This window comes from Paraburkholderia sp. NPDC080076 (assembly GCF_050281145.1).
GTDB lineage: Bacteria > Pseudomonadota > Gammaproteobacteria > Burkholderiales > Burkholderiaceae > Paraburkholderia.
The window spans coordinates 315,864-339,895 of sequence record NZ_JBNNWQ010000004.1; the positions used below are offsets into that span (position 1 = coordinate 315,864).

A 24,032-nucleotide genomic window follows, 5' to 3' on the forward strand; every position below is an offset into this window, starting at 1 on the left:
TGGAACGAATCGATGGACGGCTTTTCCGACCTGAATCTGTTCGCGCTGGTGGCTCGCCACCGCAACCTCGCCGCGGCCGCGCGCGAACTCGGCGTCACGCCGCCGTCCATCAGCAAGCGGCTCGCGCAGATCGAACAGCGCCTCGGCGTGCGGCTCGTGAACCGCACGACGCGGCGCGTGAGTCTGACGGCGGAGGGTGAAATTTATCTGACGAATGGCTCGCGCATCCTCGACGACCTTGCCGAACTCGAACAACTGGTCACGCAAAGCCGCGCCGAGCCGGCCGGTCTATTGCGCGTGAATGCGTCGTTCGGCTTCGGACGCGCGCATATCGCCCCGGCGATTTCGCGTTTCAGCGAGCGTTTCCCGTCGATGAAGGTTCAATTGCATCTGACGGACCGGCCGATCAGCTTGCAGGAAGAAGGCTTCGATCTCGGGATTCGTTTCGGCGAAGTGCCGGATGCGCGCATCAACGCGCGTCTGCTGCTGAAGAATCAGCGTGTCGTGTGCGCGTCGCCGGTTTATGTGAAACGGCACGGCGCACCGCTGATGCCGCACGATCTCACGCGCCATGCCTGCCTCGTCTTACGCGAAAACGAATCGGCGTATGGCACGTGGCATCTTTCGCGCGGCAAGAAATCAGAGACGGTGAAGGTGGACGGTCCGTTGAGCAGCAACGACGGCAGCGCGGTGCTGAAGTGGGCGCTCGACGGCCGCGGCGTCGCCGTGCGTTCGGCGTGGGAGATCGCCGGACATCTACGGCGCGGCGAACTGGTGCCGCTCTTGACCGAGTGGACGCTGCCGAACGCGGATATTCACGCCATCTATCTGGAGCGGCACCGTCTGTCGGCCAAACTGAGAACGTTTATCGACTTTCTCGGTGACGAGTTGCGCGAGAGTGTTCAGGCCATCTAGCGTGACGTGGCTTGAAATGGCACGTTCGACTCACCCTGCCCGTTTGCTCCGCTGTTGCGCCCGGCTGGCCCGCCAGCGCAAGAGAACGCTGACGAGCGCGACAAAGGCGGCGGTCGCCGCATAACCGGCGAGGCGAATCGCGTCTTCACTCGGCAAGCGGGAGATCAACAGAACGACTACGGCGAGTGCCAGCACGGCTAGAAGTCCGATGATCCATTTCATCTCTTGTCTCCGCGACCACGGTTGTGAAGTGAAGCGCCGCTGTTTTGCGTAGCATACCTGCGCGAAACACAAGATGAACGTCGTCGTTTACGTGGGCAAACCTCTGCCTGTGCCGTGCGCCTGCTGCAAAATGAAATCGATGAATGTCGATGCTGCGCGCGTGTGATGCCGGTTCGGCATATACAGCATGTACATATGCGTGCCGAAGATGCTCAAGCGCCATTCATCGAGCGCGGTCACCACGTCGCCACGGCGCAGATCGTCCTGCACCACATAGTCCGGCACGAGGCCCACGCCGAGGCCGGCGAGCACCGCCTGGCGCAAGAACAGAAAGTTCTCGGAGATGAGGCTCGGCTCCAGCAGCACTTCATGCCGTTCGTCGCGCAAATAAGCGGCCACGCGCAACTGCCTGCCGACCACCGCCGCCGTAATCAGCGGCGCCGTGCCGAGGTCGTCAAGGCGCTGCGGCATGCCATGCCGTTCCGCAAAGTCCGGCGACGCGCACGCCACATACCGCACCGGCCCCATGTCGCGCGCGACGAGGTTTTGCGGCGGCTCGGACATCACGCGCACGGCGATATCGACTTCATCGCGCATCAGGTCTTCGACGCGGTTCTCGAACATCACATCCAGCACGATGCCCGGATACAGCCGTTTGAACGCGATCAACCAGTCCGACATGACGAGTTGCCCGTAACCGCTCGGCACGCTCAGCCGCACGCGCCCTTGCAGGCTTTGCCCGAGCGTGGTGACGGATTCACGCGCGGCAAGCAGCGCGTTCTGGATCGTGCGGCCATGCTCGTAGAGCTGCAGGCCGATCTCGGTCGGCTCGACGCGGCGCGTGGTGCGCCTCACCAGTTGCAGCCCGATGGAGCGCTCCAGCTGGTTCAGGTGGTAGCTCACATTCGCGCGGCTCATTTTCAGCCGGCGCGCGGCTTCGCTGAGATTGCCCGCGTCAAGAATGTCCACCAGCAAGGTCAGGGAATTGACGTCCATGGCGGCACCTTTGTCAAAGAAATTTTGACAGTCTGTCAACCGTCCATGTAATTGTCAATAAACCTTGACCGACCCACAATCGGAACATTTGCCAGACCCGGCATGCTTCGCCACGCAGCCGATCACAATCAGGAGACGACACATGACCCCCACCCCTTCGGCCGATGTTGTGACGCGCGAATTGCGAGGCAAGGTGCTGCTCGTAACGATCGACCACGCGCCGGTGAACGCGCTTTCAGCCGACGTGCGGCGCGGCCTGCTCGCCGCCGTCGAAGCCGCGGACGCCGACAAGGCCGTGGAAGCCGTGCTGATCGTCGGCGCGGGACGCAATTTCATCGCCGGCGCGGACATTCGCGAGTTCGGCAAGCCGCCGGTGCCGCCCTCGTTGCCGGACGTGTGCAATCGCATTGAAGCGTGCACGAAGCCGGTGGTCGCCGCGATTCACGGCGCGGCGCTCGGCGGCGGCCTGGAGGTGGCGCTCGCGGCGCATTACCGGATTGCCGTCGACGGCGCGAAGCTCGGCTTGCCCGAAGTGCAACTCGGCCTGTTGCCGGGCGCGGGCGGCACGCAGCGCACGCCGCGTTTGATCGGCGCGCAGGCCGCGCTCGATCTGATCCTGAGCGGCCGTCACGCTGGCGCGAAGGAAGCGCTGTCGATCGGTCTGATCGACCGCGTCGGCAGCAGCGACGACATCCTCGCCGAAGGTCTCGCCTACGTGCACGAGTTGCTGGCCGCCCACGCGCCGGCGCGCCGCACACGCGACGCCGCGGCACTCGGCGATCACGCTGCGAGCCTCGCCGCCGTCGCCACGGCGCGTGCGGAAACCGCGAAGAAATCGCGCGGCCTGTTCTCGCCGCTGAAAATCGTCGACGCCGTCGAGGCCGCCATCGAACAGCCTTTCGACGAAGGTCTGCGGTTCGAACGCAAGCTGTTCCTCGAATGCATCGACAGCCCGCAGCGCGCCGGTCTGATTCACGCGTTTTTTGCCGAGCGCGAAGTGCTCAAGGCGCCGGAAACGCGCGACGCCAAACCGCGCGCGCTGAACACGATCGGCGTGGTGGGCGGCGGCACGATGGGCGCCGGCATCGCCGTGGCGGCGCTCGACGCCGGCCTGCCGGTGACGATGATCGAACGCGACGACGTGTCGCTCGCGCGTGGCCGCGCGCACATCGAGAAAGTCTATGACGGGCTGATCGCCAAAGGCCGCATGAGCGCGGAGAAGAAGGCCGCGCTCATGGCGCGCTGGAGCGGCAGCACATCGTACGATGCGCTCGCCGGCGCCGACCTCGTAATCGAAGCCGTGTTCGAAGACCTCGCGGTCAAACAGGCCGTGTTCGCCGAACTCGATCGCGTCTGTAAAGCGGGCGCGGTGCTCGCGACCAACACGTCGTATCTCGACATCGACGCGATTGCGGCGAGCATTTCGCGTCCCGCCGATGTGATCGGCCTGCACTTCTTCTCGCCCGCCAACATCATGAAGCTGCTGGAAGTGGTGGTGCCGAAACAGGTCAGCGCCGACGTGGTCGCCACCGCGTTCGAGCTGGCCAAGAAGCTGCGCAAGACACCGGTGCGCGCGGGCGTGTGCGACGGCTTCATCGGCAACCGTGTGCTGGCCGTGTATCGCAGCGCCGCGGACGCCATGATGGAAGACGGCGCCTCGCCCTATCAGATCGACGCGGCCGTGCGCGCCTTCGGTTTTCCGATGGGACCGTTCCAGGTGGTGGATCTGGCAGGCGGCGACATCGGCTGGGCGGCACGCAAGCGGCGCGCGGCCACGCGCAATCCCGCGACACGTTATGTGCAAATCTCCGATCGGTTGTGCGAGCGCGGCTGGTTCGGCCAGAAGACCGGGCGCGGGTTCTATCTGTATCCCGAAGGATCGCGCAGCGGCACGCCCGATCCGGAAGTCGAGTCGATCATCGACGCCGAGCGCGCACGCGCCGGAATCACGCCGCGCAGCTTCACCGATGAAGAGATCATGCGCCGCTACATGGCCGCGATGATCAACGAGGGCGCCAACGTCGTGCATGAGCGCATCGCACTGCGGCCGTTGGACGTCGACGTGACGTTCCTGTACGGCTACGGCTTTCCGCGCTATCGCGGCGGTCCGATGAAGTACGCGGACATGGTCGGCCTGCCGAAAATCCTCGCCGACATCCGTGAGTTCGCCAAGGAAGATCCGCTCTTCTGGCAACCTTCGCCGCTGCTCGTCGAACTGGTGGAACGCGGCGCCGATTTCGCGAGCCTGAACCAGAGCGTCTGAAACGGCGCATCATCATCGACGTGCATCATGATGACCGGCGGCCACGCGCGCCGGTCGCTCTACCCTATCCGGACGAACCCGCCATGGATCCGAACTTCACTCCCGAGGAAGAAGCCTTCCGCGCCGACGTGCAGGCCTTTCTGCGCGACAAACTCCCGCAGCGTCTCGCCGACAAGGTGCACGGCGGGCGCCGTCTCACGCGCGACGACATGGCCGAGTGGCACGCGATTCTCAACGCGCGAGGCTGGCTCGCCAATCACTGGCCAAAAGAGTATGGCGGCCCGGGTTGGAACTCGGTGCAGAAATTCATCTTCGAAAACGAATGCGCGCTGGCCGGCGCGCCGCGCGTGGTGCCGTTCGGCGTCAATATGCTCGGCCCGGTGCTGATCAAATACGGCAGCGAAGCGCAAAAGCGCCATTGGCTGCCGCGCATTCTCGATGGCTCTGACTGGTGGTGCCAGGGCTATTCGGAACCGGGCGCCGGCTCGGATCTCGCCTCGGTCAAAACCACCGCCGTGCGCGGCATGGATGCGCAAGGCGAGCACTACATCGTCAATGGACAGAAGACGTGGACCACGCTCGGCCACTTCGCGAACATGATCTTCTGCCTCGTGCGCAGCGCCACGGACGTGCGCAAGCAGGAAGGCATCAGCTTCCTGCTGATCGACATGAATACGCCGGGTGTCGAAGTGCGCCCGATCATCACGCTCGACGGCGAGCACGAAGTCAATGAAGTGTTCTTCACCGACGTGCGCGTGCCGGTCGAGAACCTGGTCGGTGAAGAGAACAAGGGCTGGACCTACGCCAAGTATCTGCTCACGTACGAGCGCACCAATATCGCGGGCGTCGGCTTCTCGGTGGCCGCGTTCAACCGCCTGCGCAAGATCGCCGCGAAACAGCGGCGCAACGGCCGGCCGCTCGCGGAAGATCCCGCGTTCGCGGCGCGCATGGCGCGTGTCGAGATCGATCTGGAGAACATGAAGACCACCAACCTGCGCGTGATCGCGGCGGTGGCGGGCGGCGGCGTGCCCGGCGCCGAGAGTTCGATGCTGAAGATTCGCGGCACCGAGATCCGTCAGGAAATCTCGTCGCTCACGCGTCGCGCGATGGGTCCGTACGCGCAGCCGTTCGTCGAGGAAGCCTTGCACGACGGCTTCGAAGGCACGCCGGTCGGCCCCGACGAAGCGGCGAGCGCCGCCTCGCTGTACTTCAACAATCGCAAGCTGTCGATCTTCGGCGGTTCGAACGAAATCCAGAAGAACATCATTTCCAAAATGATCCTTGGACTGTAAGAGGCGCACGTCATGAATTTCCAGCACACCGAAGACCGCCGCATGCTGGCGGATACGCTCAACCGTTTTGTCAGCGAGCAATACGGCTTCGCGACGCGCGACCGGGTCGCGCAATCGGCGGAAGGTTTCAGCCGCGAGTTGTGGAGCCGCTTTGCGGAGCTCGGCACTATCGGCGCACTGTTCGATGAAGCGGACGGCGGTTACGGTGGTGGCGGCTTCGATATCGCCGTGGTGTTCGAGAGCCTCGGACGCGGGCTCGTGGTCGAACCGTTTCTCGATACGCTGATTGTCGGCCGCGCCGTTACGCGGAGCGGCAGCGAGGCGCAAAAGGCCGCGCTTGGGGAATTGATCGACGGCTCGCGCATCGTCGCACTCGCGCACGGCGAGCCGGACAGTCACTATGAACTGTCCCGCGTGACGACGCGCGCGCAGCGCAGCGGCGATACGTGGCAACTGAATGGCGCGAAAGCGGTGGTTCAGCACGGCGAGCACGCTTCGCTCTTTCTGGTCTCGGCGCGCACGAGTGGTGACGACGATAGCGAAGCAGGCGTGACGCTCTTTCTCGTGCCGCGCGAGGCGGCCGGTGTCAGCGTGCGCGGCTATCGCAAGATCGACGGCGGACGCGCGGCCGAAGTGACATTCGACAACGTCACGCTCGGCGACGACGCGTTGCTCGGCACGGCGGACGCGGGCTTCGCGACGCTCGAATACGCGATTGGCTGCGGCGTATTGGCTCTGTGTTCCGAAGCCGTCGGCGCGATGGATGTCGCCAAGGACTACACGCTCGACTATCTGCGCACGCGCAAGCAGTTCGGCGTGCCGATCGGCAGCTTCCAGGCGTTGCAGCATCGCATGGCTGATCTGCTGCTGGAGATCGAGCAGGCGCGCTCGGCGGTGATCAACGCGGCGGCGGCGCTCGGCGCCGAACGCAAGGTGCGGGAGCGCGCCGTGTCGGCGGCCAAGTACAGCATCGGGCGGATCGGCGCGCTAGTGGCGGAAGAATGCATTCAGCTGCATGGCGGGATCGGCATGACGTGGGAACTGCCGCTCGCCCATTACGCGAAGCGCCTCGTGATGATCGATCATCAGCTCGGCGACGAGGACCATCATCTCGAGCGGTTCGTCGCGCTGGAGCGCGAATGAGCGGGAGGCGCGAGGTAGTGAAACGCCATCAATGAATCGGGTAGATGTTTGCTGGAGTATGTCGATCGCGTCGGCCTGTTTCTGTGCAACCAGGCCCGCGACCGTCCGTGATGATCACGGGTACAGCGCGCGCACGCTCTGTTGCGCGTCGAGTAGGACGGCAGACATCGAACAACCCCTTTTGTATCGAACGTCTTACATACCAAGCATTCGCATCTAAAACTCGATCGGCATCTTCCCGCCACGAAATAAGGCGCATGGAGTGTCTACGGCGTTGACGGCGGCCCGAGAAGGCCGCGTTTGATGATTCTCAGGCGATCGCGGAAGTGGAAGTAAAACAACACGCAAACCTGGCCGATGCCGCCTGGCGCGCAAAAATGGGCGCCTTACGCTCGGACCAGCGCGCCAGCGTTCAGGTCATCCGTAGGCCGCTTGCTAAAGCGACCTCACTCCGGCGAATCCATTCCCGACTGCAGATAGTTCTGGATGCCGACCTTGTCGATCAACTCCAGATTGGTCTCGAGCCAATCGATATGTTCTTCGGTGTCGTCGAGGATATGGGTCAGTATCTCGCGCGAGATGAAGTCGCGAACCGATTCGCAATAAACGATAGCCTCCTTGCAGGTGGCCTGCGACATCTGTTCCAGCTTCAGATCGCACTCCATGATCTCTTTGGTTTCTTCGCCGATCAGCAGTTTGTGGAGGTCTTGCAGATTAGGCAGGCCGTTCAGCATGAAGATGCGCTCGATCAGCAGATCGGCGTGCTTCATCTCGCCGATAGATTCGTCATATTCATGCTTGCCGAGCTTGTCGAGCCCCCAGTGGCCGTACATGCGCGCGTGCAGGAAATACTGATTGATCGCGGTGAGTTCGTTTTTCAGTTGCGAGTTCAGGTATTCCAGGACCTTTGGGTCGCCTTGCATATTACCTCCCTGTTTCGTGTGCGCAGACCCCGGTGCCGCCGAAGGATTGATTGGTCGGGGCAGGTTCTTCGGCGGCGTTGCACCAACACGGAACCGGCCTCACGTCTTATGTTTTCTGCCGTCTATCCCAGCATAGCGCATCGAAACGGCAAGGCAAAAAATGAGAATCGTTATCAACGACCTAGGTAAAGGTTACGTCAGCGCTGAGAACGCGCCGCCGGCTTGCGTGCGCAAGCGGCATGCCACCTGGCGCGCTGGCTTTAGCAACAGCGACTGCAGTTGAGATTCGGGCACTGCGGAACCGACGCGCCGGCATCGTTCTAGTTCGTACCGACGAGCCCAAATGAAAAGGCGGCACGACACTAGATAGCGTGCTTGGCTCCATTCGACAAATGACTAGTATGGTTTGGTGACCAATCGCCTCCGACGCTGTGGCGCACAACATGGATTGCGACTTACCTGTTGCTTAGGCGGCGGATGAAACGATGCCTGTCTGACGAAGGAGCGACAAAATGAACGCGAGTCTTCAGGCGATGCGACCGCGCTCTCCAGACACGGTCGTGATTGCTCGCACGAAAGAACTCGAAGACAGTCGCGTCAAGGCGGTGAACATCGACGGAATCGATTTGATCGTACTCAGGCACGCCAACGCCATTTCGATTTTTCAGGGCCGCTGTCCGCATGAAGGCACCCTCCTTTCCGAAGGAACGATAAAAGACGGCCTTTTAACTTGCCGGGCGCACGATTGGCAGTTCAATTGCTCGTCAGGCTGCAAACAAGGACTGGGTGTATCGAATCTGAAGAGATTCGAAGCGATCGTCGAAGACGGCGACGTGAAAGTCGATCGCAATGAGGTGCGCGCATGGAATGCAAAGCGCTCTGCCCCAGACCATAAGACGCCGCTCCGCGCTTCTCCCGTCAGATCGCTTTCCCAGCTTCCTGGCCCAAAGCGAATTCCGTTTCGTGGCACTGCATTGCATCTACAACCCGAGAGGCTGCATCTCGTACTCGAACAGTGGTCCCGGGAATTCGGCCCTGTGTACACGTTCAGGTTGATCGGCCGCCCCTTCGTCGCGATCGCCGATCCGATTCTCATCCATCAGGTCTTGCGCGATCGACCCGGTGCTTATCGCCGCTGGAACACGATCGAAACGGTCGCGCGGGAACTGGGTATCAACGGCGTCTTCTCCACGGAAGGCGACGCCTGGCGAAGGCAGCGACAACTCGTCGCAAAGGCGCTGGATCCCCTGCATCTGCGTGCTCTCTTCCCGTCGCTGTGCGAGATGACAAGGCGATTGCTGCAGCGATGGGAGAGCGCGACTCTCGCTCAGCAAGCCATCGATATTCAGAAGGACTTGATGCGTTATACGCTGGACGTCACGACGAATCTTGCCCTTGGATATGACATGGGCACCATCGACGGCCAAGGCAAAGGCGACGTGATCCAGCGGCATCTCGAAGTCATGTTCCCGGCGATCAACCAGCGAATCAATGCGCCCTTCCCCGCTTGGCGTGACACGAGGCGACCGGCCGACAAAGCGCTGGATCGCGCCTTGATCGCCGTTCAGGCGCTCACGAAGGAACTCATCGCCGCCAACCGTGCGCGGCTCGCGCAACGCTCGGCAGCAGACACGATTCCCGCGAACCTGCTCGAGGCACTGCTCATGGCCCAACAGGAGGGAGAGGCGCCGCTGACAGACGACGAAGTGCTGGCCAACGTGTTCACCATCCTGCTAGCCGGGCAGGACACAACGGCGAGCACCATCGCCTGGGTTGCGTATTTCATGGCCTCTCACCCAGAGGTTCAGCGCAAAATGCAGGAAGAAGTCGACGCCGTTATCGCGCCTGCAGCCATGCTCGAAGATTTCGACGCGGGCGATGCACTCCTCTATCTGAACGCCGTAATCAACGAAGCCATGCGGCTCAAATCCGTTACGCCAGTTCTCGCAGTCGAGCCGAATTACGACGTCCAGGTCGGCGACATCGCGATTCCAAAGGGGGCAGTACTGTCGTTATTGACGCGCGAGGCAGGACTGCAGCAAGGCGGCAACTCGGCGGTCGACGTATTCGATCCGGACCGCTGGCTCACTGGCGCGAGCGCCGCCAGTCATCATCGAGCGGGCTTCATGCCGTTCGGCTCAGGACCGCGCCTGTGCCCGGGACGCAGCCTCGCTTTGATGGAAGTGAGATCGGCAGTGGCCATGCTGTGCCGCAACTTCGACCTGTTGCAGGTCAAAGATGCGCCCGAGGTAGAGGAAGTGTTCGCGTTTTCGATGGTGCCGCGGAACCTGCGCGTCGAACTGCGTCGGCGGGGCTAGTCGATCCATCGACACAAGTCAGGCTCCCTTCTGTGCGCGACAATCGTGCCGACGCGAAGCTGCACAGCGCACTCACGACAGCGCGTCGAGCAACGCATACCATGCCACTCCCGCGCTGATATAAAACCGCTGCAACGCATGCAACGGTATCGGTTCGATCGAAGTCGGCGGAAACGGCAGGCCTCTCGTCGTCCCGGCGATAAACGCGGCCAGATGCTTTCCCAATGTAGTCGCCATTGCGATGCCACGTCCGTTGTAGCCGAGCGCGATCGTCACGCCTTCCGCCGGCACATGCACGTGCGGCAAGAAGTTGCGCGTAATGGCGATGCGGCCCGCCCAGCGGAATTCGTACTCGGTGCCCTTCAGCTGTGGAAACATCAACTGCGCGGCACGCTCGAGATGCGCCCAATCCCCTGCGTTGCGAGGTTCGCGAAATGGTCCTCGACCGCCCATCAGCAAGCGTCCATCCGCGTCCTTGCGAAAGTACAGCAGCAGGCGCCGCGAATCGGAAGCCACTTCGCCGCCCGGCAGAATCGTTGCGCCGACTTCGCCCCGCAGCGGCTTCGTCGCGACAATGAAGCTGTTTGCCGCGATTACCGATTGCGCAAGACGTGGCCAAAGCCCGTCGGTATAGCCGTTGGTGGCGAGCAGCACCTGTTTCGCTTCGATGACCGGACCATGCGCCGTGCGAATCCGCCATCCGTTCACGCCACGCTCGACACTCGCGGCTCGGGTTCCGCCGTGAATCGCCGCGCCCGCCGCTTGCGCCGCGCGCGCTAGGCCGCGCGCGTAGCTCAGCGGTTGCACGCTGCCCGCGCGCCGATCGACCCAGCCGCCGACGAACGCATCCGTGCCGAGCCGCTCCGATACTTGCGCGCGGTCGAGCAGTTCGACCGGCGCGCCGCGCGATTCCCATTGCCGCGCCCGCGCGTGCAGCGTGTCCAGCAGCTTGTGCGAATGGGTCGGCTGAATCCAGCCCGCGCGTGTGGCATTGCAGCGAATACCGTGGCGCGCGATCAGATCGAAGACCGTATCCGCGGCGCCGCCCGCCATTTGCACGAGCGCGTCGCCGTCGCGCGGACCGTAACGCCGGATGAGTTCATCGGGATCGTATTTCAGGCCGGGAATGACCTGCCCTCCATTGCGGCCGGACGCTCCCCAACCGGGTTCGTTGGCGTCGATCACGCAGACGCGCACGCCCTGCTCCGCCAGATGCAACGCCGCCGACAAACCAGTATAGCCGGCGCCGACGATCGCCACGTCGACCGTAATCGAATCGTCGAGCGGAGGCGTCTCGATTGCGGGTTCCGCCGTCGCTGCCCAGAGAGACGGGGGCAACGGTTTTGCAACTTCAACCTGACTCATGATGGTATTCAAATCCGATGGGCTTCGGTCAGCGCCGGCATCTTGCCGAGAAACTCGCGCGTGCGCGCATGGCGCGGATGGTCGAACAACTCCCGCGCGCTGCCTTCTTCATGGATCGCACCGTCATGAAGAAAACACACACGGTCGGCCACTTCGCGCGCAAAGGCCATTTCGTGCGTGACGACGATCATCGTCATGCCGTCGTCGGCAAGCTGGCGCATCACACCGAGCACTTCGCCGACCAGTTCCGGATCGAGCGCCGAGGTGGGTTCGTCGAAGAGAATCGCTTTCGGCTCCATGGCCAGCGCGCGTGCAATCGCCACACGCTGCTGCTGACCGCCCGACATTTCCGCGGGATAAGCATTCATCCGATGCGCGAGACCAACCTTGTCGAGCAGATGCCGCGCCCGCTCGCGTGCCTGAGCGCGCACTTCTTTCTTGACGAACACCGGCCCCTCGGCCACGTTTTCCAGCGCCGTGCGATGGGGAAACAGATTGAAGCGCTGGAACACCATGCCGACCTGCGCACGCAGTTCGTGAATCTGCTTCGATTTCGCATCGACGGCACAACCTTCGACAGTAATCGCGCCGGCGTCATGCCGCTCCAGTCCGTTGATGCAGCGTAACAGCGTGGATTTGCCCGAGCCCGACGGACCGATCAGACACACGACCTGGCCGCGTTCGACACTCAGACTGACGCCCTTCAGCACGTGCTGATCGTGAAAGCGCTTGTGAATCGAGTCGACCTTGATCATCGTTTTCCCTTCAGTCCGAGGCGGCGTTCGAGCCGCCGCAGTCCATAGACGAGCGGCAGGCTGAGTCCGAGATAAAGCAGCGCGACCAGCGTGAACACCGTCATGTTCTGAAACGTCGACGATGCAATGAGCTGCCCGGCACGCGTCATTTCGGCGACCGTGATCGTCGAGGCGAGCGACGAATCCTTGAGCATCATCACGAGCGTATTGCCGTACGGCGGCAGTGCGATCCTGAACGCCTGCGGCAGCACCACGCGCCGCATGATCATCGCGCCGCGCATGCCGATGGACTGCGCCGCTTCGATCTGCCCGTGATCGATCGCCTGAATGCCCGCGCGGAAGTTCTCCGCCTGATACACCGAGTACGCGATACCGAGCCCGATGAAGCCGGCCTGGAAGGCCGACAACTGCACGCCGAGATCGGGCAGCACGAAGTAGATATAAAAGAGCTGAACGATGATCGGCAGTCCGCGAATCACGTTGATAAACGTGGCGGCCGCGTTCGACACGATGCGGTTGTCGGACACGCGCATCAGCGCGAGCACCAGACCGAGCACGGTGCTCAGAATGAACGAGCAGAAGGTGATCTCGATCGTGACGACCGCGCCTTTCAGCAGGATCGGCAGGAATTCGACGGCGTTCTGGAAGAACATGGCGGGCAGTCCTTATTCTGAAGACGGCGTCATTCCACCTGCCACTTCTTGACGATCTGCGTCAGCGTGCCGTCGGCCTTGATCTTCTTGATGCCGGCGTTCAACTGCTCCAGCGTGGCCGTGTCGCCCTTGCGCACGACGAAACACAATTGACCTTTTACCGACGGCTGATATCCGCTGACGAGGCGCAGTTGCGGATTCGGATTGTGCTGAAGCTGATACGCAATGATCGGATGGTCGCCGAAGCCCGCCTTGATGCGGCCCAACGCGACGTCGCGCATGATGTCGGCGACCGAATCGTAGGTGCGCACTTCCTTGAAGATGCCCTTCTTGTTCAAGGCGTCGACGAAAGCGGTGCCGACCTGCGCGCCGACGATCTCGCCCTTGAGATCGTCCATTGACGTGTACTGGCCTTTGTCATCAGCGCGTACGATCAGGCCTTCGCCATACGAATAGACCGTGTCGGAGAAATCGACGACCTGCTCGCGCGCCGGCGTCTTCAGCATGGCCGCCGAAATGATGTCGATCTTTTTGGTGGTCAGCGACGGAATCAGCGACGAAAACGTGGTCTGCTCGATCTTCACATCGAAGCCTGCCGCCTTGCCGGTCGCGGTGATCGCATCGACGAGCAGCCCCTGGATCGAATTGCTCTTCACGTCGAGAAAGGTAAAGGGCACCCCGGTGGCCGTCGAGCCGACCTCGTAGGTGGTGGCGGCCGCCGCCCAGGCCGGGGCACCGGCGAGCAGCAATCCTGTTGCAAAGACACTAGCGAAGCGTTTGGCAAACTGGAACATGAGTCTCTCCACGGGGTTGTTGAGGGCCGACGGAAATATCGGCAACCATCGGTTAGGACATGATATTCGAATCAAAAATATCGTTTATCGTAAATTGCGTATCGATATTCGATATGCTAGTCTCGATCACGCACCTAAACAATTGGGTAATTCCATGACACGCAAGACGCCCGACGCGCAGCGGCAAGCGCCTCAGGAGCCGGATGAGACGCCGGACGCACTGTTCAATCAGTCGCTGGAGAAGGGAATCGCGGTGCTGCGCGCGTTCAGTGCGCAGCGCAGATCGATGACGCTGCCGGAAGTCGCGGAGGCGACGTCCATCACCAAGAGTTCTGCGCAGCGCATGATCTACACGCTGGAGAAGCTCGGCTATGTGAGAAAGCATCCGCGTACGAAGCGGTATCAGCTCGCGCCGCGCGTGATGCAAATCGGTTTCAACTATCTTGCGGCCGACACGCTGATCGACGTCGCCAACCCGTTTCTCTCCGAGCTCACCAACGTCACTGGGGAGACGACCAATCTGACCGAGCCGGACGGTGTCGACATGGTCTACGTCGCGCGCTTCGTCTGCATGAAGTTCGTGCCGATTCATATGCCGATCGGCAGCCGTATTCCGATGTACTGCACGGCGTCGGGGCGGGCGTATCTCGCTGCGCTGCCGGAAGACGAGTCACGCGCGCTGCTGGTGGCCAGCGATCGTGTAACGCACACGCAGTACACCGTCACGGATCTCGAGGAGATCGGGACGCGTCTCGCGCTTGGGCGGCGCAATGGCTACGCGTCGAACCGCGAGGAGTTGTTCATCGGCGATATGACGATTGCGGCGGCCGTGCTCGACGGAGAGCGCCGGCCTGTCGGTGCGGTTCATGTCGTCGCGCCGACGAGCCGCTGGACGCTCGCGGAAGCGGAAGCGCGGCTGGCGCCGGCGGTGATCGATTGCGCGCGTGGTATCAGCAGTTCGATCAGGACGCTGGTCTGAAATGGCGTTTCGTGCGGGCTCGTGGAACCGCGCAACAGACTGCTTACCGTCGTGTGACGGTCTTCGTCTCCGGGCTCGAAGTAGAAGAGGACGGAAACGCCATCCCGCCTTCGGCTTCGCTCCAGCGCGCGACCCATTCGGGCAGCGCCGGCGATGGTTGCGTCACGCCGGACAGTTGCAGTAACTCGGCCGTCGTGACGACACCGCCGCTTCGCTTCAGGAAGCGCGCTCGCACGACGGCCAACGCGACTTGCGCATCGTCGCGCATGAACCCTTGCTCGATGAAGATGTGCTTGTCATCCCAGCCGATCACACGGGTCCGGACGTCATAACGGTTACCGAGTTCGAGCGAGCGGTGAAAACGCATCGTTTCCAGCGTGACGACCGGATACCAGCGTTGCGCCTTCAATTGGCGCCACAAGCCGCTGCGCATCATCAGATCGACTCGCGCCAGATCGAGGATCGTGAAATAACGGCCGTTGTTCATGTGGAGCAAGACGTCGAGGTCATTCAACCAGACGCGAAAAGGCGTGACGCACGTATCGAGCACATGCAGCCGGCTGCGGCGCCGGCTGGTGAGTATCAGAAGCAACAAACGAAGTAGCAGACTCATGCGTAAACCTGGTGGTAGCGACGCGCCGGACGCGGCGGCGAAACTTGCATGGTAGTCGCGTGGAGATGATCCGGATCGAGGTGACGGGCAAATCCGTAGAGCGCTTGCTCGAAAACGAGTGACGTGGTCGATATTGGCAGGACTGTGCCGTCGAGGTTTAAATATTATTATGGATTCTTAAGCGCTTTTTTTCGAGGCGCATACATGTCCGGAAAAACGGGCGGAGAATCACGCCGCCGTTTGCTTCGCATTCGTTCTTGCACTGTCCGCCGCTGTCGAAAACAGTACGCGATCTTCGAGAATTGATAGGCGCTCGAGGTATTGATCGGGTTGTGTAACCCGCCTTGCCGCCGAAGTTGGGTTGCCTTGAGCACGTGCCCAGCGCGGGGAGCGTCGGCGAATAGTTGAACGGACTGACCAAATAGCCACCCGTTATCGGCGACAGATTGAGGCGGACGATCCAGTAACCAGATGGTAATCAACGCCGGAATAGAAAAAGGCCTTACAAGCATTGCTTGTAAGGCCTTGATTTCTTTGGTCGGGGCGAGAGGATTTGAACCTCCGACCACCTGCACCCCATGCAGGTACGCTACCAGGCTGCGCTACGCCCCGAACAGCACAAAATTATAACAGACACTTCATTCGATTAGAACCGCCTTCTGCTAACAAAGGCGACTAGTGCCCCAACAAATCGATCACGTGCAGCAATTCCTTGCGCAACTGCTCGACGTCCACCGTGGCAGCGGCCGTGGTTGCCGCCGGCATTGCTGCGCCCTCGCCTTCCTCGACCATATCGCCCGGCGCACCGTGCTCCCCGCCGCCATGTGAATCGAGCCGGTTGCGCGCGCCGTTGATCGTGAAGCCCTGCTCATACAATAGTTCGCGAATCCGCCGGATCAACAGCACCTCGTGATGCTGGTAATACCGGCGATTGCCACGTCGCTTGACCGGCCTCAACTGCGTGAACTCCTGTTCCCAGTAGCGCAAGACATGCGGTTTCACGCCGCATAGTTCGCTGACCTCACCAATCGTGAAGTAGCGCTTCGCCGGAATCGGAGGCAAGACGACTTTTTCGATCGTCGCTGTCATCGTCAGTTAGCCGTCGTGGTGGGTTGCGCAGGAACGCGCCAGTCGATCAGCGCGTGAAGCTTGCTTCAGCGCCGTTCTCGACCAGCGCCTTCAGCTTTTGACTCGCATGGAACGTCACAACGCGGCGCGCGGCGATCGGAATCGCCTCGCCCGTCTTTGGGTTTCTACCGGGACGCTGGGGTTTGTCGCGCAACTGGAAGTTGCCGAACCCCGACAGCTTCACGCTGTCGCCACTCTCCAGCGCGTCGCGGATCACCTCGAAAAACGCTTCGACCATGTCTTTCGCTTCCCGCTTGTTGAGCCCGACATTGTCGAACAGCAACTCAGCAAGTTCCGCCTTGGTAAGCGTCGGCGTTTCAGTGGAAACGACGGCGGGTGATGTCGGAATTTCGCGAATCATGGCGCTGCGTTGCGCCGTAAGAAGGGCTTCGAAATCACTCGAGTTCATTTCATTCATATCTATCAAATGGCGCGCCAAGCAGAAAACAATGGATGCGGAAACAGCCGTGCAATTGTTAAATGCGGGTTATCCGCGCAACCGTGCGCCATATACTCGAGCCAGACGTTCCACCAGAGTTTGAATGGCCAGATCGACCGTTTCATCCTGAAGGGTTCCGCCAGTATCTTGCAAGGTCACACGGAACGCAAGGCTTTTCTCGTGAGCGGCCAGACCACCGGAAGTGTTTGATTTTGGACGGAATTCGTCGAAAAGCGCAACCTTCTGAACAGTCTTGCAGGCGGGTTCGGACTGGGCCTTCTGAAGCTCGTCCAGCAGTGCCTGAACCTCGATTTTTTGATCGACGACCACGGCAATATCACGACGCACCGGCTGGAATTTAGACACTTCCGACGGAGTGGGCAATACGCGCTGCATTAATGCTTCCGCTTCGATTTCAAACAGAATCGGCGCATGCGGTAAATCATATTTTTGCATCCAGCGCGGATGCAATTCGCCAATCCAGCCGACTGCGCGGCCATTCAGTTCGATACGCGCGCTGCGTCCCGGATGCAGCGCCGGATGTTCCGCTTTCACGAAGCGCGCGACCGCCGGTGCCAGCACGGCTTCCAGATCGCCCTTCACGTCGAAGAAGTCGACCGTGCGCGTCGCCGCGCCCCACTGCTCTTCGAGCGCGGGACCGTACGCGAGGCCGCCGATCATCTTCGGCTGCGCGAAACCTTCGACCGTCAGCTCACCGGCCTTGATCGACGGATCGTGCAGGAACACGCGGCCGGCTTCGAACACGCGTACGCGATCCGCCGCGCGGCGGTTCAGGTTCGTACGCAGCACGTGGATCAGGCTGCCGAACAGCGTCGTACGCATCACCGACAACTGACTTGCAATCGGATTCAGCAGACGTACCGGCTTGTCGTTGCCGGCGAAGTCCTGCTCCCACTCGGCATCGACGAAACTGAAGTTCACCGTTTCCGCGAAGTCGCGCGCCGCGAGCGCGTGACGGATCACGTGGATCGAACGCTGCGTTTCGTTGGTCGCGCGCATCTCGCTGGTCGCGACCGGCGGACGTGCGGGAATTTTCTCGAAGCCGTAAATACGCGCGACTTCTTCGATCAGGTCTTCTTCGATTTCGATATCGAAGCGATACGACGGCGGTATCACCGAGAACGTATCTTCATCACGCTCGAACGACAGGCCGAGGCGCGTGAAAATCTGCGCGATTTCCTCCGCGTCGATCTTGATGCCGATGATGCGATTCGCACGGGAGACACGCATCTTCACGGGCTCGCGCTTCGGCACGTTGACGACCTGATCGTCGACCGGGCCGGCTTCGCCGCCGCAGATGTCGAGGATCAGTTGCGTGATGCGTTCGATATGATCGACGGTGGTCGCGTAGTCGACGCCGCGCTCGAAGCGATGGCCGGCGTCGGTCGAGAAGTTGTATTTGCGCGAGCGGCCGCGAATGCTGTCGGGCCACCAGAACGCGGCTTCGAGATAGATGTTGGTCGTGTCGAGCGTGACCGCCGTGCTGTCGCCGCCCATGATGCCCGCGAGGCTTTCGATGTGCTGCTCGTCGGCGATCACGCCAACGGTTTCATCGAGCTCGACCGTGTTGCCGTTCAGCAGCTTGAGCGTCTCGCCCTTGCGGCCCCAGCGCACGTCCATGCCGCCGTGGATCTTGTCGAGATCGAACACGTGCGACGGACGACCCAATTCGAGCATCACATAGTTCGAGATATCGACGAGCGCGGAGATGCTGCGCTGGCCCGAACGCTCCAGACGCTCGACCATCCAGTGCGGCGACTTGGCGCGCGCATTCACGCCGCGAATCACACGGCCCGAGAAACGGCCGCACAGATCGGGCGCCGAGATTTTGACGGGCAGCGTCTCGTTGAGCTTCACTTCGACCGGCTTGATCTCGAGCGGGCGCAGCGGCGCGCCGGTGATCGCCGAAGTCTCGCGCGCTACGCCGAACACCGACAGGCAGTCCGCCTTGTTCGGCGTCAGCTTGATCTCGAAAACGGTGTCGTCGAGATTGAGCGTTTCGCGGATGTCCTGGCCGATCGGTGTATCCTCCGGCAGGATCATCAGGCCGCTATGATCTTCGGAGAGCTTCAGTTCGCGTGCCGAGCACAGCATGCCCTGGCTTTCCACGCCGCGCAGCTTGGAGAGCTTGATCGCGAACGGCGTACCGCCTTCTTCGGCCGGCGGCAGTTGCGCGCCAACCAGCGCGACCGGCACCTTGATGCCGGGCGCCACGTTCGGCGCACCGCACACGATGTTCAGCGTCGCGCCCGTGCCGGCGTCGACCTGACACACGTTGAGCTTGTCCGCGTCCGGGTGCTTGACGACTTCCAGCACCTGGCCGACGACGATCTTCGAAGTCGGCGGCGCGGCCGGCCGCAGGTCTTCGACTTCGAGACCCGCCATCGTCAACGCGTGCGACAGTTCATCGGTCGTCAGTTGCGGATCGACAAAAGTTCTCAGCCAGGATTCCGGGAATTGCATGGTTCTGTGTACGTTCTGATCAGGTTAGGTCCACGTCCGGCAGTGCCTGGCGTGACTCGGTGTTCGTGAGAATCGCCGGTCACTGCCGGGGACGCTGTGGCGGCATGCACTGCGTGCCTTGCCGCGCTCAATGCTTGACGCGTTCGTACGCGCCGGTTCAGGCGAATTGACGCAGGAACCGCAGGTCGTTTTCGAAGAACAGACGCAGGTCTTGCACGCCGTAACGCAACATGGTGAGCCGCTCGAGGCCGCTGCCGAAAGCAAAACCGATGTAACGCTCCGGGTCGAGGCCCATGTTGCGGATCACCGTGGGGTGAACCTGGCCCGAGCCGGAAATTTCGAGCCACTTGCCGGCGTTCTTGCCCGTTTCGAACAGCATGTCGATCTCGGCCGACGGTTCGGTGAACGGAAAATACGACGGACGGAAGCGCACGAGAATGTCGTCGCGCTCGAAGAATTTCTTGAGGAAGTCGGTGTAGACGCCCTTCAGATCCGCGAAGCTGATGTTCTCGTCGATCCACAGGCCTTCGACCTGGTTGAACATCGGCGAATGCGTCGCGTCGCTGTCCACACGGTAGGTGCGGCCCGGCACGATCACCTTGATAGGCGGCGTATTGGTGCGCGCGTAGCGAACCTGCATCGGGCTGGTATGCGTGCGCAGCAGCAGTTGGCGGCCGTCGGCATCTTTGCCGTCGACGTAGAAGGTGTCCTGCATGGAACGCGCCGGATGATTTTCCGGGCTGTTCAGCGAGGTGAAGTTGTACCAGTCGGTTTCGATTTCGGGGCCGTCGGCCACGTCGAATCCGATCGTGCGGAAAATCTGTTCGACGCGCTCCCACGTGCGCATCACCGGGTGCAGACTGCCTGCGCCGGTGCCGCGGCCCGGCAGCGTGACGTCGATGGCTTCAGCGGCGAGGCGTTGATTCAGCAGCGCGTCGGCGAGCGCCTGACGGCGGGCCGTCAACGCGGCTTCCACTTGTTGCTTGACGAGGTTGATCCGTGCGCCTTCGGTCTTGCGCGTTTCGGGATCGAGTTTGCCAAGGCCCTTCAATAGCTCGGTCAGCGCACCCGATTTGCCGAGAAAGCGTGCTTTCTCGTTCTCGAGGGTGGTGACGTCGGAGGCTTCTGCGAAGGCTTTTTGCGCGTCGGCGACAATCTGGTCCAGATCCATTGATCCCATCATTTCAACGTCAGTGTTCAATCGAAGCAAACTGGTTCTACCAACAAAAACGGGGCTCGGTGAGGAGCCCCGTTTTTGCTGCAACGTCACCGAGACTACCGGATCTTCGCTGCAACGAACCACGCAGTGTTAATTGCCAAAAGCGCAATCAGGCTGCAACGGCGGCTTTCACCTGCTGAACGATCGCAGCAAAAGCAGCCTTGTCGAACACAGCCATGTCGGCCAGCACCTTGCGGTCGAGTTCGATCGAAGCCTTCTTCAGGCCGTTGATGAACACGCTGTACGTCATGTCGTGCTGACGCACCGCCGCGTTGATACGCGTGATCCACAATGCACGGAACACACGCTTCTTGTTGCGGCGATCGCGGTAGGCGTATTGGCCTGCGCGCATGACCGCCTGCTTGGCGATGCGATAGACGTTATTGCGACGGCCGCGGTAACCCTTGGCCAGCTTGATGATCTTCTTGTGACGGGCCCGTGCGGTAACCCCACGTTTTACTCGAGGCATGTTTCGCTCCTATGAGTTTCGGTTAAGGGTTAAGCGAACGGCAGCATTGCGCGCACGGAGTTCATATCTGCTTCATGAACTGCCGTCGAACCGCGCAAATGGCGTTTGTTCTTGGTGGTCTTCTTGGTAAGAATGTGGCGCTTGAAGGCTTGACCGCGCTTGACGGTACCGCCCGGACGCACCACGAAGCGCTTTGCAGCACTCTTCTTGGTCTTCATCTTCGGCATGACAACTCCATTATTTGATGGATATGGGTGTGCGGTCGGCCAGTTGGCCATTTACCCGCCCTTCGAAACCCACTCCACTTGGTATGCAGACCGCCTGAACCGCCGGCAGCCGCTTTTCGGGAAACGACGCGCATTGTACACACGTCGTTCCGAAACCTGCTGACACCGCACCGGACACCCGGCGCCGCATCATTTTCAATCTTTCACAACCGGAGCGCGCACCACATGGCGCGCCACCGCTCCAGCCGGTTACTTCTTTTTCTTCGGAGCGAGCACCATGATCATCTGGCGCCCTTCCATTTTCGGCATCTGCTCGACCTGACCGACTTCGTCGAGATCCGTGCGCAGGCGCTCGAGCATGCGCATACCGATTTCCTGGTGAGCCATTTCGCGGCCGCGGAAACGCAACGTGATTTTCGTCTTGTCGCCGTCGTCGAGGAAGCGGATGAGGTTGCGCAGCTTGACGTTGTAGTCGCCGTCGTCCGTGCCCGGGCGGAATTTGACTTCCTTGACCTGGACGATCTTCTGCTTCAGCTTGGCCTCGTGTTGCTTCTTCGCTTCCGAGTACTTGAACTTGCCGTAATCCATCAAGCGGCAAACCGGCGGAACCGCTTGCGGAGCGATTTCGACCAGATCCACGTCTTGCTGTTCCGACATGCGGAACGCATCAGCGAGTTTCACGATGCCGAGTGGTTCGTTCTCGACGCCGACCAGACGCACCTCGGGTGCCGTAATTTCACCGTTGATGCGGTGCGCAGACTTATCAGTAGCGATGTTACGTTTCCTCTAAAAATTAAAAAACGAGCCGGGCTGCCAAGTGGCTCAATTGAACGACTGCACGTCCTGGCGCAGACGCTCAATGAAAGTGTCGGGAGGCATTACACCCAGATCGACACCACCACGGGCACGCACGGCTACCGTTTGGGCTTCACGCTCTTTGTCGCCGACCACAAGCAGGTACGGCACCTTTTCCAGCGTGTGCTCGCGTATTTTATAGCTAATCTTCTCGTTGCGCAAATCGGCCTCTACTCTAACCCCTTGTTTTTGCAACGATTGGGCTAAAGATTTCGCATATTCGGCCTGATTTTCCGCGATATTCATCACGACGACCTGCATCGGCGCAAGCCATGCGGGCATTGCACCGGCGTGGTGCTCGATCAGAATACCGAGGAATCGCTCCATTGATCCGACGATTGCCCGATGCAGCATGATGGGGCGGCGGCGGCTGTTGTCTTCGGCGACGTATTCGGCGCCCAGACGCTCCGGGAGCACCATATCAAGCTGCAACGTGCCGCATTGCCACGAGCGGCCAAGCGCGTCCTTGATGTGGTATTCGACCTTCGGGCCATAGAACGCCCCCTCGCCCGCCAACTCTTCCCACGTCACGCCGCAGGCCGTCAGCGCCTCGCGCAGACCCTGCTCCGCGCGATCCCACGTCTCGTCCGTACCGGCGCGCGCGTCCGGGCGCAGCGACAGTTTGATCTCCACATTGTCGAAGCCGAAGTCCTTATAGACGCTCATCGCCAGCGTATTGAATGCGATCGATTCGCTGATGAACTGGTCTTCGGTACAGAAAATGTGCGCGTCGTCCTGCACGAAACCGCGCACGCGCATCAGTCCATGCAACGCACCCGACGATTCATTGCGGTGGCACGAGCCGAATTCAGCGTAGCGCAGCGGCAAATCGCGATACGAGCGCAGACCGTGATTGAACACCTGCACGTGACCCGGGCAGTTCATCGGCTTGATCGCGTAGTCGCGCTTTTCCGATTCCGTCGTGAACATGTTTTCACGATAGTTCTGCCAGTGGCCCGACGCTTCCCAGAGCGAACGGTCCATGATCATCGGCGTCTTGATTTCGAGGTAGCCCGCGTCGTTCACGCGACGGCGCATATATTGCTCGACCTGCTGCCACAGCGTCCAGCCGCGCGGATGCCAGAACACCATGCCCGGCGACTCGTCCTGCATGTGGAACAGATCGAGTTGCTTGCCGAGCTTGCGGTGGTCGCGCTTCTCCGCCTCTTCGAGCATGTGCAGATACGCTTCCTGGTCTTCCTTCTTCGTCCAGGCCGTACCGTAGATGCGCTGCAATTGTTCGTTCTTCGAATCGCCGCGCCAGTACGCGCCCGCGACCTTCATCAGCTTGAAGACCTTCAGCTTGCCGGTGGACGGCACGTGCGGGCCGCGGCACAGATCCGTGAAGCCGCCGTGCGAGTACAGCTTGATTTCGTCGGTGGCGGGAATCGATTCGATGATCTCGGCCTTGTACTTTTCGCCGATGCTCTTGAAGTAGTCCACCGCTTCGTCGCGCGACACCACGCGGCGCGAAACCGGCTCGTCTTTCTTCGCGAGTTCCTGCATGCGCTTTTCGATCTTCTCGAGATCTTCCGGCGTGAAGGGACGGTTATACGCGAAGTCGTAGTAAAAACCGTTGTCGATGACCGGGCCGATCGTGACCTGCGCTTCCGGGTACAGATCCTTCACCGCGTACGCGAGCAAGTGAGCCGTGGAGTGGCGGATGATATCGAGACCGTCTGCGTCTTTCTCGGTGACGATGGCGAGCGCCACGTCGCGGTCGATCAGCGCGGACGTATCGACCAGCTCACCATCGATCTTGCCGCCGAGGGCGGCTTTCGCGAGGCCGGGGCCGATCGAGGCGGCCACTTCGGCGACCGTCACCGGATGCTCGTACTGTCGAACAGAACCGTCAGGCAGACGTATCGAAACCATTGCGTTCTCCGTGGTGCCGACCGGCGGCGGCACATACAACCATCAAATAAGCCAAAAAAAATGCGGCCCCACTTTCGAGGGGCCGCATTCACATTTCCTGCAAAC

Annotated in this window: 22 protein-coding genes and 1 tRNA gene; 6 read left to right on the forward strand and 17 right to left on the reverse strand. The window is 61.3% G+C overall.

Translation table 11 applies throughout. From position 1 onward, the window contains the following. The first annotated feature begins 12 nt into the window (after positions 1-12). Positions 13-915 carry a LysR family transcriptional regulator gene (locus ACQKRQ_RS18435; protein WP_427478649.1) on the forward strand — a complete coding sequence of 301 codons (903 nt, stop codon included), beginning with the start codon at positions 13-15 and terminating at the stop codon, positions 913-915. 30 nt (positions 916-945) lie between these two features. Here the strand turns inward: ACQKRQ_RS18435 and ACQKRQ_RS18440 are convergent, their stop codons facing one another. Both ACQKRQ_RS18440 and ACQKRQ_RS18445 read right to left on the reverse strand, forming a co-directional pair. Beyond that, complete coding sequence (locus ACQKRQ_RS18440) at positions 946-1,137, reverse strand: hypothetical protein (RefSeq protein ID WP_427478651.1); 192 nt, start codon at positions 1,135-1,137, stop codon at positions 946-948. Between the two features lie 87 nt (positions 1,138-1,224). Next, positions 1,225-2,133, reverse strand: coding sequence for a LysR family transcriptional regulator (locus ACQKRQ_RS18445; RefSeq protein ID WP_427478653.1), 909 nt, complete (start codon positions 2,131-2,133; stop codon positions 1,225-1,227). Between the two features lie 142 nt (positions 2,134-2,275). Here ACQKRQ_RS18445 and ACQKRQ_RS18450 point away from each other — a divergent pair, with 142 nt between their 5' ends. From ACQKRQ_RS18450 to ACQKRQ_RS18460, 3 genes are all read left to right on the forward strand, one after another. Then, entirely contained in the window at positions 2,276-4,396 is a 2,121-nt protein-coding gene (locus ACQKRQ_RS18450) for a 3-hydroxyacyl-CoA dehydrogenase NAD-binding domain-containing protein (protein WP_427478655.1), read from the forward strand. 83 nt (positions 4,397-4,479) lie between these two features. After that, positions 4,480-5,688, forward strand: a complete 1,209-nt coding sequence (locus ACQKRQ_RS18455) for an acyl-CoA dehydrogenase family protein (RefSeq protein ID WP_427478657.1) — start codon at positions 4,480-4,482, stop codon at positions 5,686-5,688. A 12-nt stretch (positions 5,689-5,700) separates the two neighbouring features. Then, on the forward strand, positions 5,701-6,831 hold the full coding sequence (locus tag ACQKRQ_RS18460; RefSeq protein WP_427478658.1) for an acyl-CoA dehydrogenase family protein: 1,131 nt from the start codon (positions 5,701-5,703) through the stop codon (positions 6,829-6,831). Between the two features lie 446 nt (positions 6,832-7,277). Here ACQKRQ_RS18460 and bfr read toward each other — a convergent pair whose 3' ends face one another. After that, a complete protein-coding gene (gene bfr / locus ACQKRQ_RS18465) occupies positions 7,278-7,754 on the reverse strand; it encodes a bacterioferritin (RefSeq protein ID WP_132373708.1) in 477 nt (158 codons plus the stop codon). 533 nt (positions 7,755-8,287) lie between these two features. Between bfr and ACQKRQ_RS18470 the strand changes: the two genes are divergently transcribed. Next, positions 8,288-10,072: a cytochrome P450 gene (locus ACQKRQ_RS18470; protein WP_427479254.1), complete on the forward strand. Its 1,785-nt coding sequence runs from the start codon at positions 8,288-8,290 to the stop codon at positions 10,070-10,072. Between the two features lie 72 nt (positions 10,073-10,144). Here the strand turns inward: ACQKRQ_RS18470 and ACQKRQ_RS18475 are convergent, their stop codons facing one another. Genes ACQKRQ_RS18475 through ACQKRQ_RS18490 form a run of 4 tightly spaced genes read right to left on the reverse strand, consistent with a single transcriptional unit; the run spans position 10,145 to position 13,639 of the window. Continuing rightward, positions 10,145-11,437 carry an NAD(P)/FAD-dependent oxidoreductase gene (locus ACQKRQ_RS18475; protein ID WP_427478660.1) on the reverse strand — a complete coding sequence of 431 codons (1,293 nt, stop codon included), beginning with the start codon at positions 11,435-11,437 and terminating at the stop codon, positions 10,145-10,147. A gap of 8 nt (positions 11,438-11,445) precedes the next feature. Further along, positions 11,446-12,192: an amino acid ABC transporter ATP-binding protein gene (locus ACQKRQ_RS18480; protein WP_408180056.1), complete on the reverse strand. Its 747-nt coding sequence runs from the start codon at positions 12,190-12,192 to the stop codon at positions 11,446-11,448. Further along, complete coding sequence (locus tag ACQKRQ_RS18485) at positions 12,189-12,845, reverse strand: amino acid ABC transporter permease (RefSeq protein ID WP_132373704.1); 657 nt, start codon at positions 12,843-12,845, stop codon at positions 12,189-12,191. The genes ACQKRQ_RS18480 and ACQKRQ_RS18485 overlap by 4 nt, the downstream gene beginning before the upstream one ends. 29 nt (positions 12,846-12,874) lie before the next feature. Then, positions 12,875-13,639 carry a substrate-binding periplasmic protein gene (locus ACQKRQ_RS18490; protein ID WP_132373703.1) on the reverse strand — a complete coding sequence of 255 codons (765 nt, stop codon included), beginning with the start codon at positions 13,637-13,639 and terminating at the stop codon, positions 12,875-12,877. A 154-nt stretch (positions 13,640-13,793) separates the two neighbouring features. Here ACQKRQ_RS18490 and ACQKRQ_RS18495 point away from each other — a divergent pair, with 154 nt between their 5' ends. Then, a complete protein-coding gene (locus tag ACQKRQ_RS18495; protein WP_427478663.1) occupies positions 13,794-14,618 on the forward strand; it encodes an IclR family transcriptional regulator in 825 nt (274 codons plus the stop codon). A gap of 43 nt (positions 14,619-14,661) precedes the next feature. Here the strand turns inward: ACQKRQ_RS18495 and ACQKRQ_RS18500 are convergent, their stop codons facing one another. From ACQKRQ_RS18500 to thrS, 10 genes are all read right to left on the reverse strand, one after another. Further along, positions 14,662-15,231 (reverse strand): thioesterase family protein, encoded by a 570-nt coding sequence (locus ACQKRQ_RS18500; protein WP_408180053.1) that lies wholly within the window; start codon positions 15,229-15,231, stop codon positions 14,662-14,664. Positions 15,232-15,766: 535 nt separating this feature from the next. After that, positions 15,767-15,843, reverse strand: a tRNA-Pro gene (locus ACQKRQ_RS18505). Between the two features lie 63 nt (positions 15,844-15,906). Further along, positions 15,907-16,320: a MerR family transcriptional regulator gene (locus ACQKRQ_RS18510; RefSeq protein WP_427478666.1), complete on the reverse strand. Its 414-nt coding sequence runs from the start codon at positions 16,318-16,320 to the stop codon at positions 15,907-15,909. Between the two features lie 46 nt (positions 16,321-16,366). Beyond that, complete coding sequence (locus ACQKRQ_RS18515; RefSeq protein ID WP_012433735.1) at positions 16,367-16,777, reverse strand: integration host factor subunit alpha; 411 nt, start codon at positions 16,775-16,777, stop codon at positions 16,367-16,369. Positions 16,778-16,846: 69 nt separating this feature from the next. Further along, positions 16,847-19,282, reverse strand: coding sequence for a phenylalanine--tRNA ligase subunit beta (pheT, locus tag ACQKRQ_RS18520; RefSeq protein ID WP_132373699.1), 2,436 nt, complete (start codon positions 19,280-19,282; stop codon positions 16,847-16,849). 157 nt (positions 19,283-19,439) lie between these two features. Then, positions 19,440-20,453 carry a phenylalanine--tRNA ligase subunit alpha gene (pheS, locus tag ACQKRQ_RS18525; RefSeq protein WP_007181117.1) on the reverse strand — a complete coding sequence of 338 codons (1,014 nt, stop codon included), beginning with the start codon at positions 20,451-20,453 and terminating at the stop codon, positions 19,440-19,442. 157 nt (positions 20,454-20,610) lie between these two features. After that, positions 20,611-20,970: a 50S ribosomal protein L20 gene (rplT, locus tag ACQKRQ_RS18530; protein WP_006052502.1), complete on the reverse strand. Its 360-nt coding sequence runs from the start codon at positions 20,968-20,970 to the stop codon at positions 20,611-20,613. 29 nt (positions 20,971-20,999) lie between these two features. After that, on the reverse strand, positions 21,000-21,197 hold the full coding sequence (rpmI, locus tag ACQKRQ_RS18535) for a 50S ribosomal protein L35 (protein ID WP_028200199.1): 198 nt from the start codon (positions 21,195-21,197) through the stop codon (positions 21,000-21,002). A 249-nt stretch (positions 21,198-21,446) separates the two neighbouring features. Further along, positions 21,447-21,971, reverse strand: a complete 525-nt coding sequence (gene infC / locus ACQKRQ_RS18540) for a translation initiation factor IF-3 (protein WP_074263967.1) — start codon at positions 21,969-21,971, stop codon at positions 21,447-21,449. A 48-nt stretch (positions 21,972-22,019) separates the two neighbouring features. Beyond that, positions 22,020-23,927 (reverse strand): threonine--tRNA ligase, encoded by a 1,908-nt coding sequence (gene thrS, locus ACQKRQ_RS18545; RefSeq protein WP_132373698.1) that lies wholly within the window; start codon positions 23,925-23,927, stop codon positions 22,020-22,022. Between the last annotated feature and the right edge of the window lie 105 nt (positions 23,928-24,032).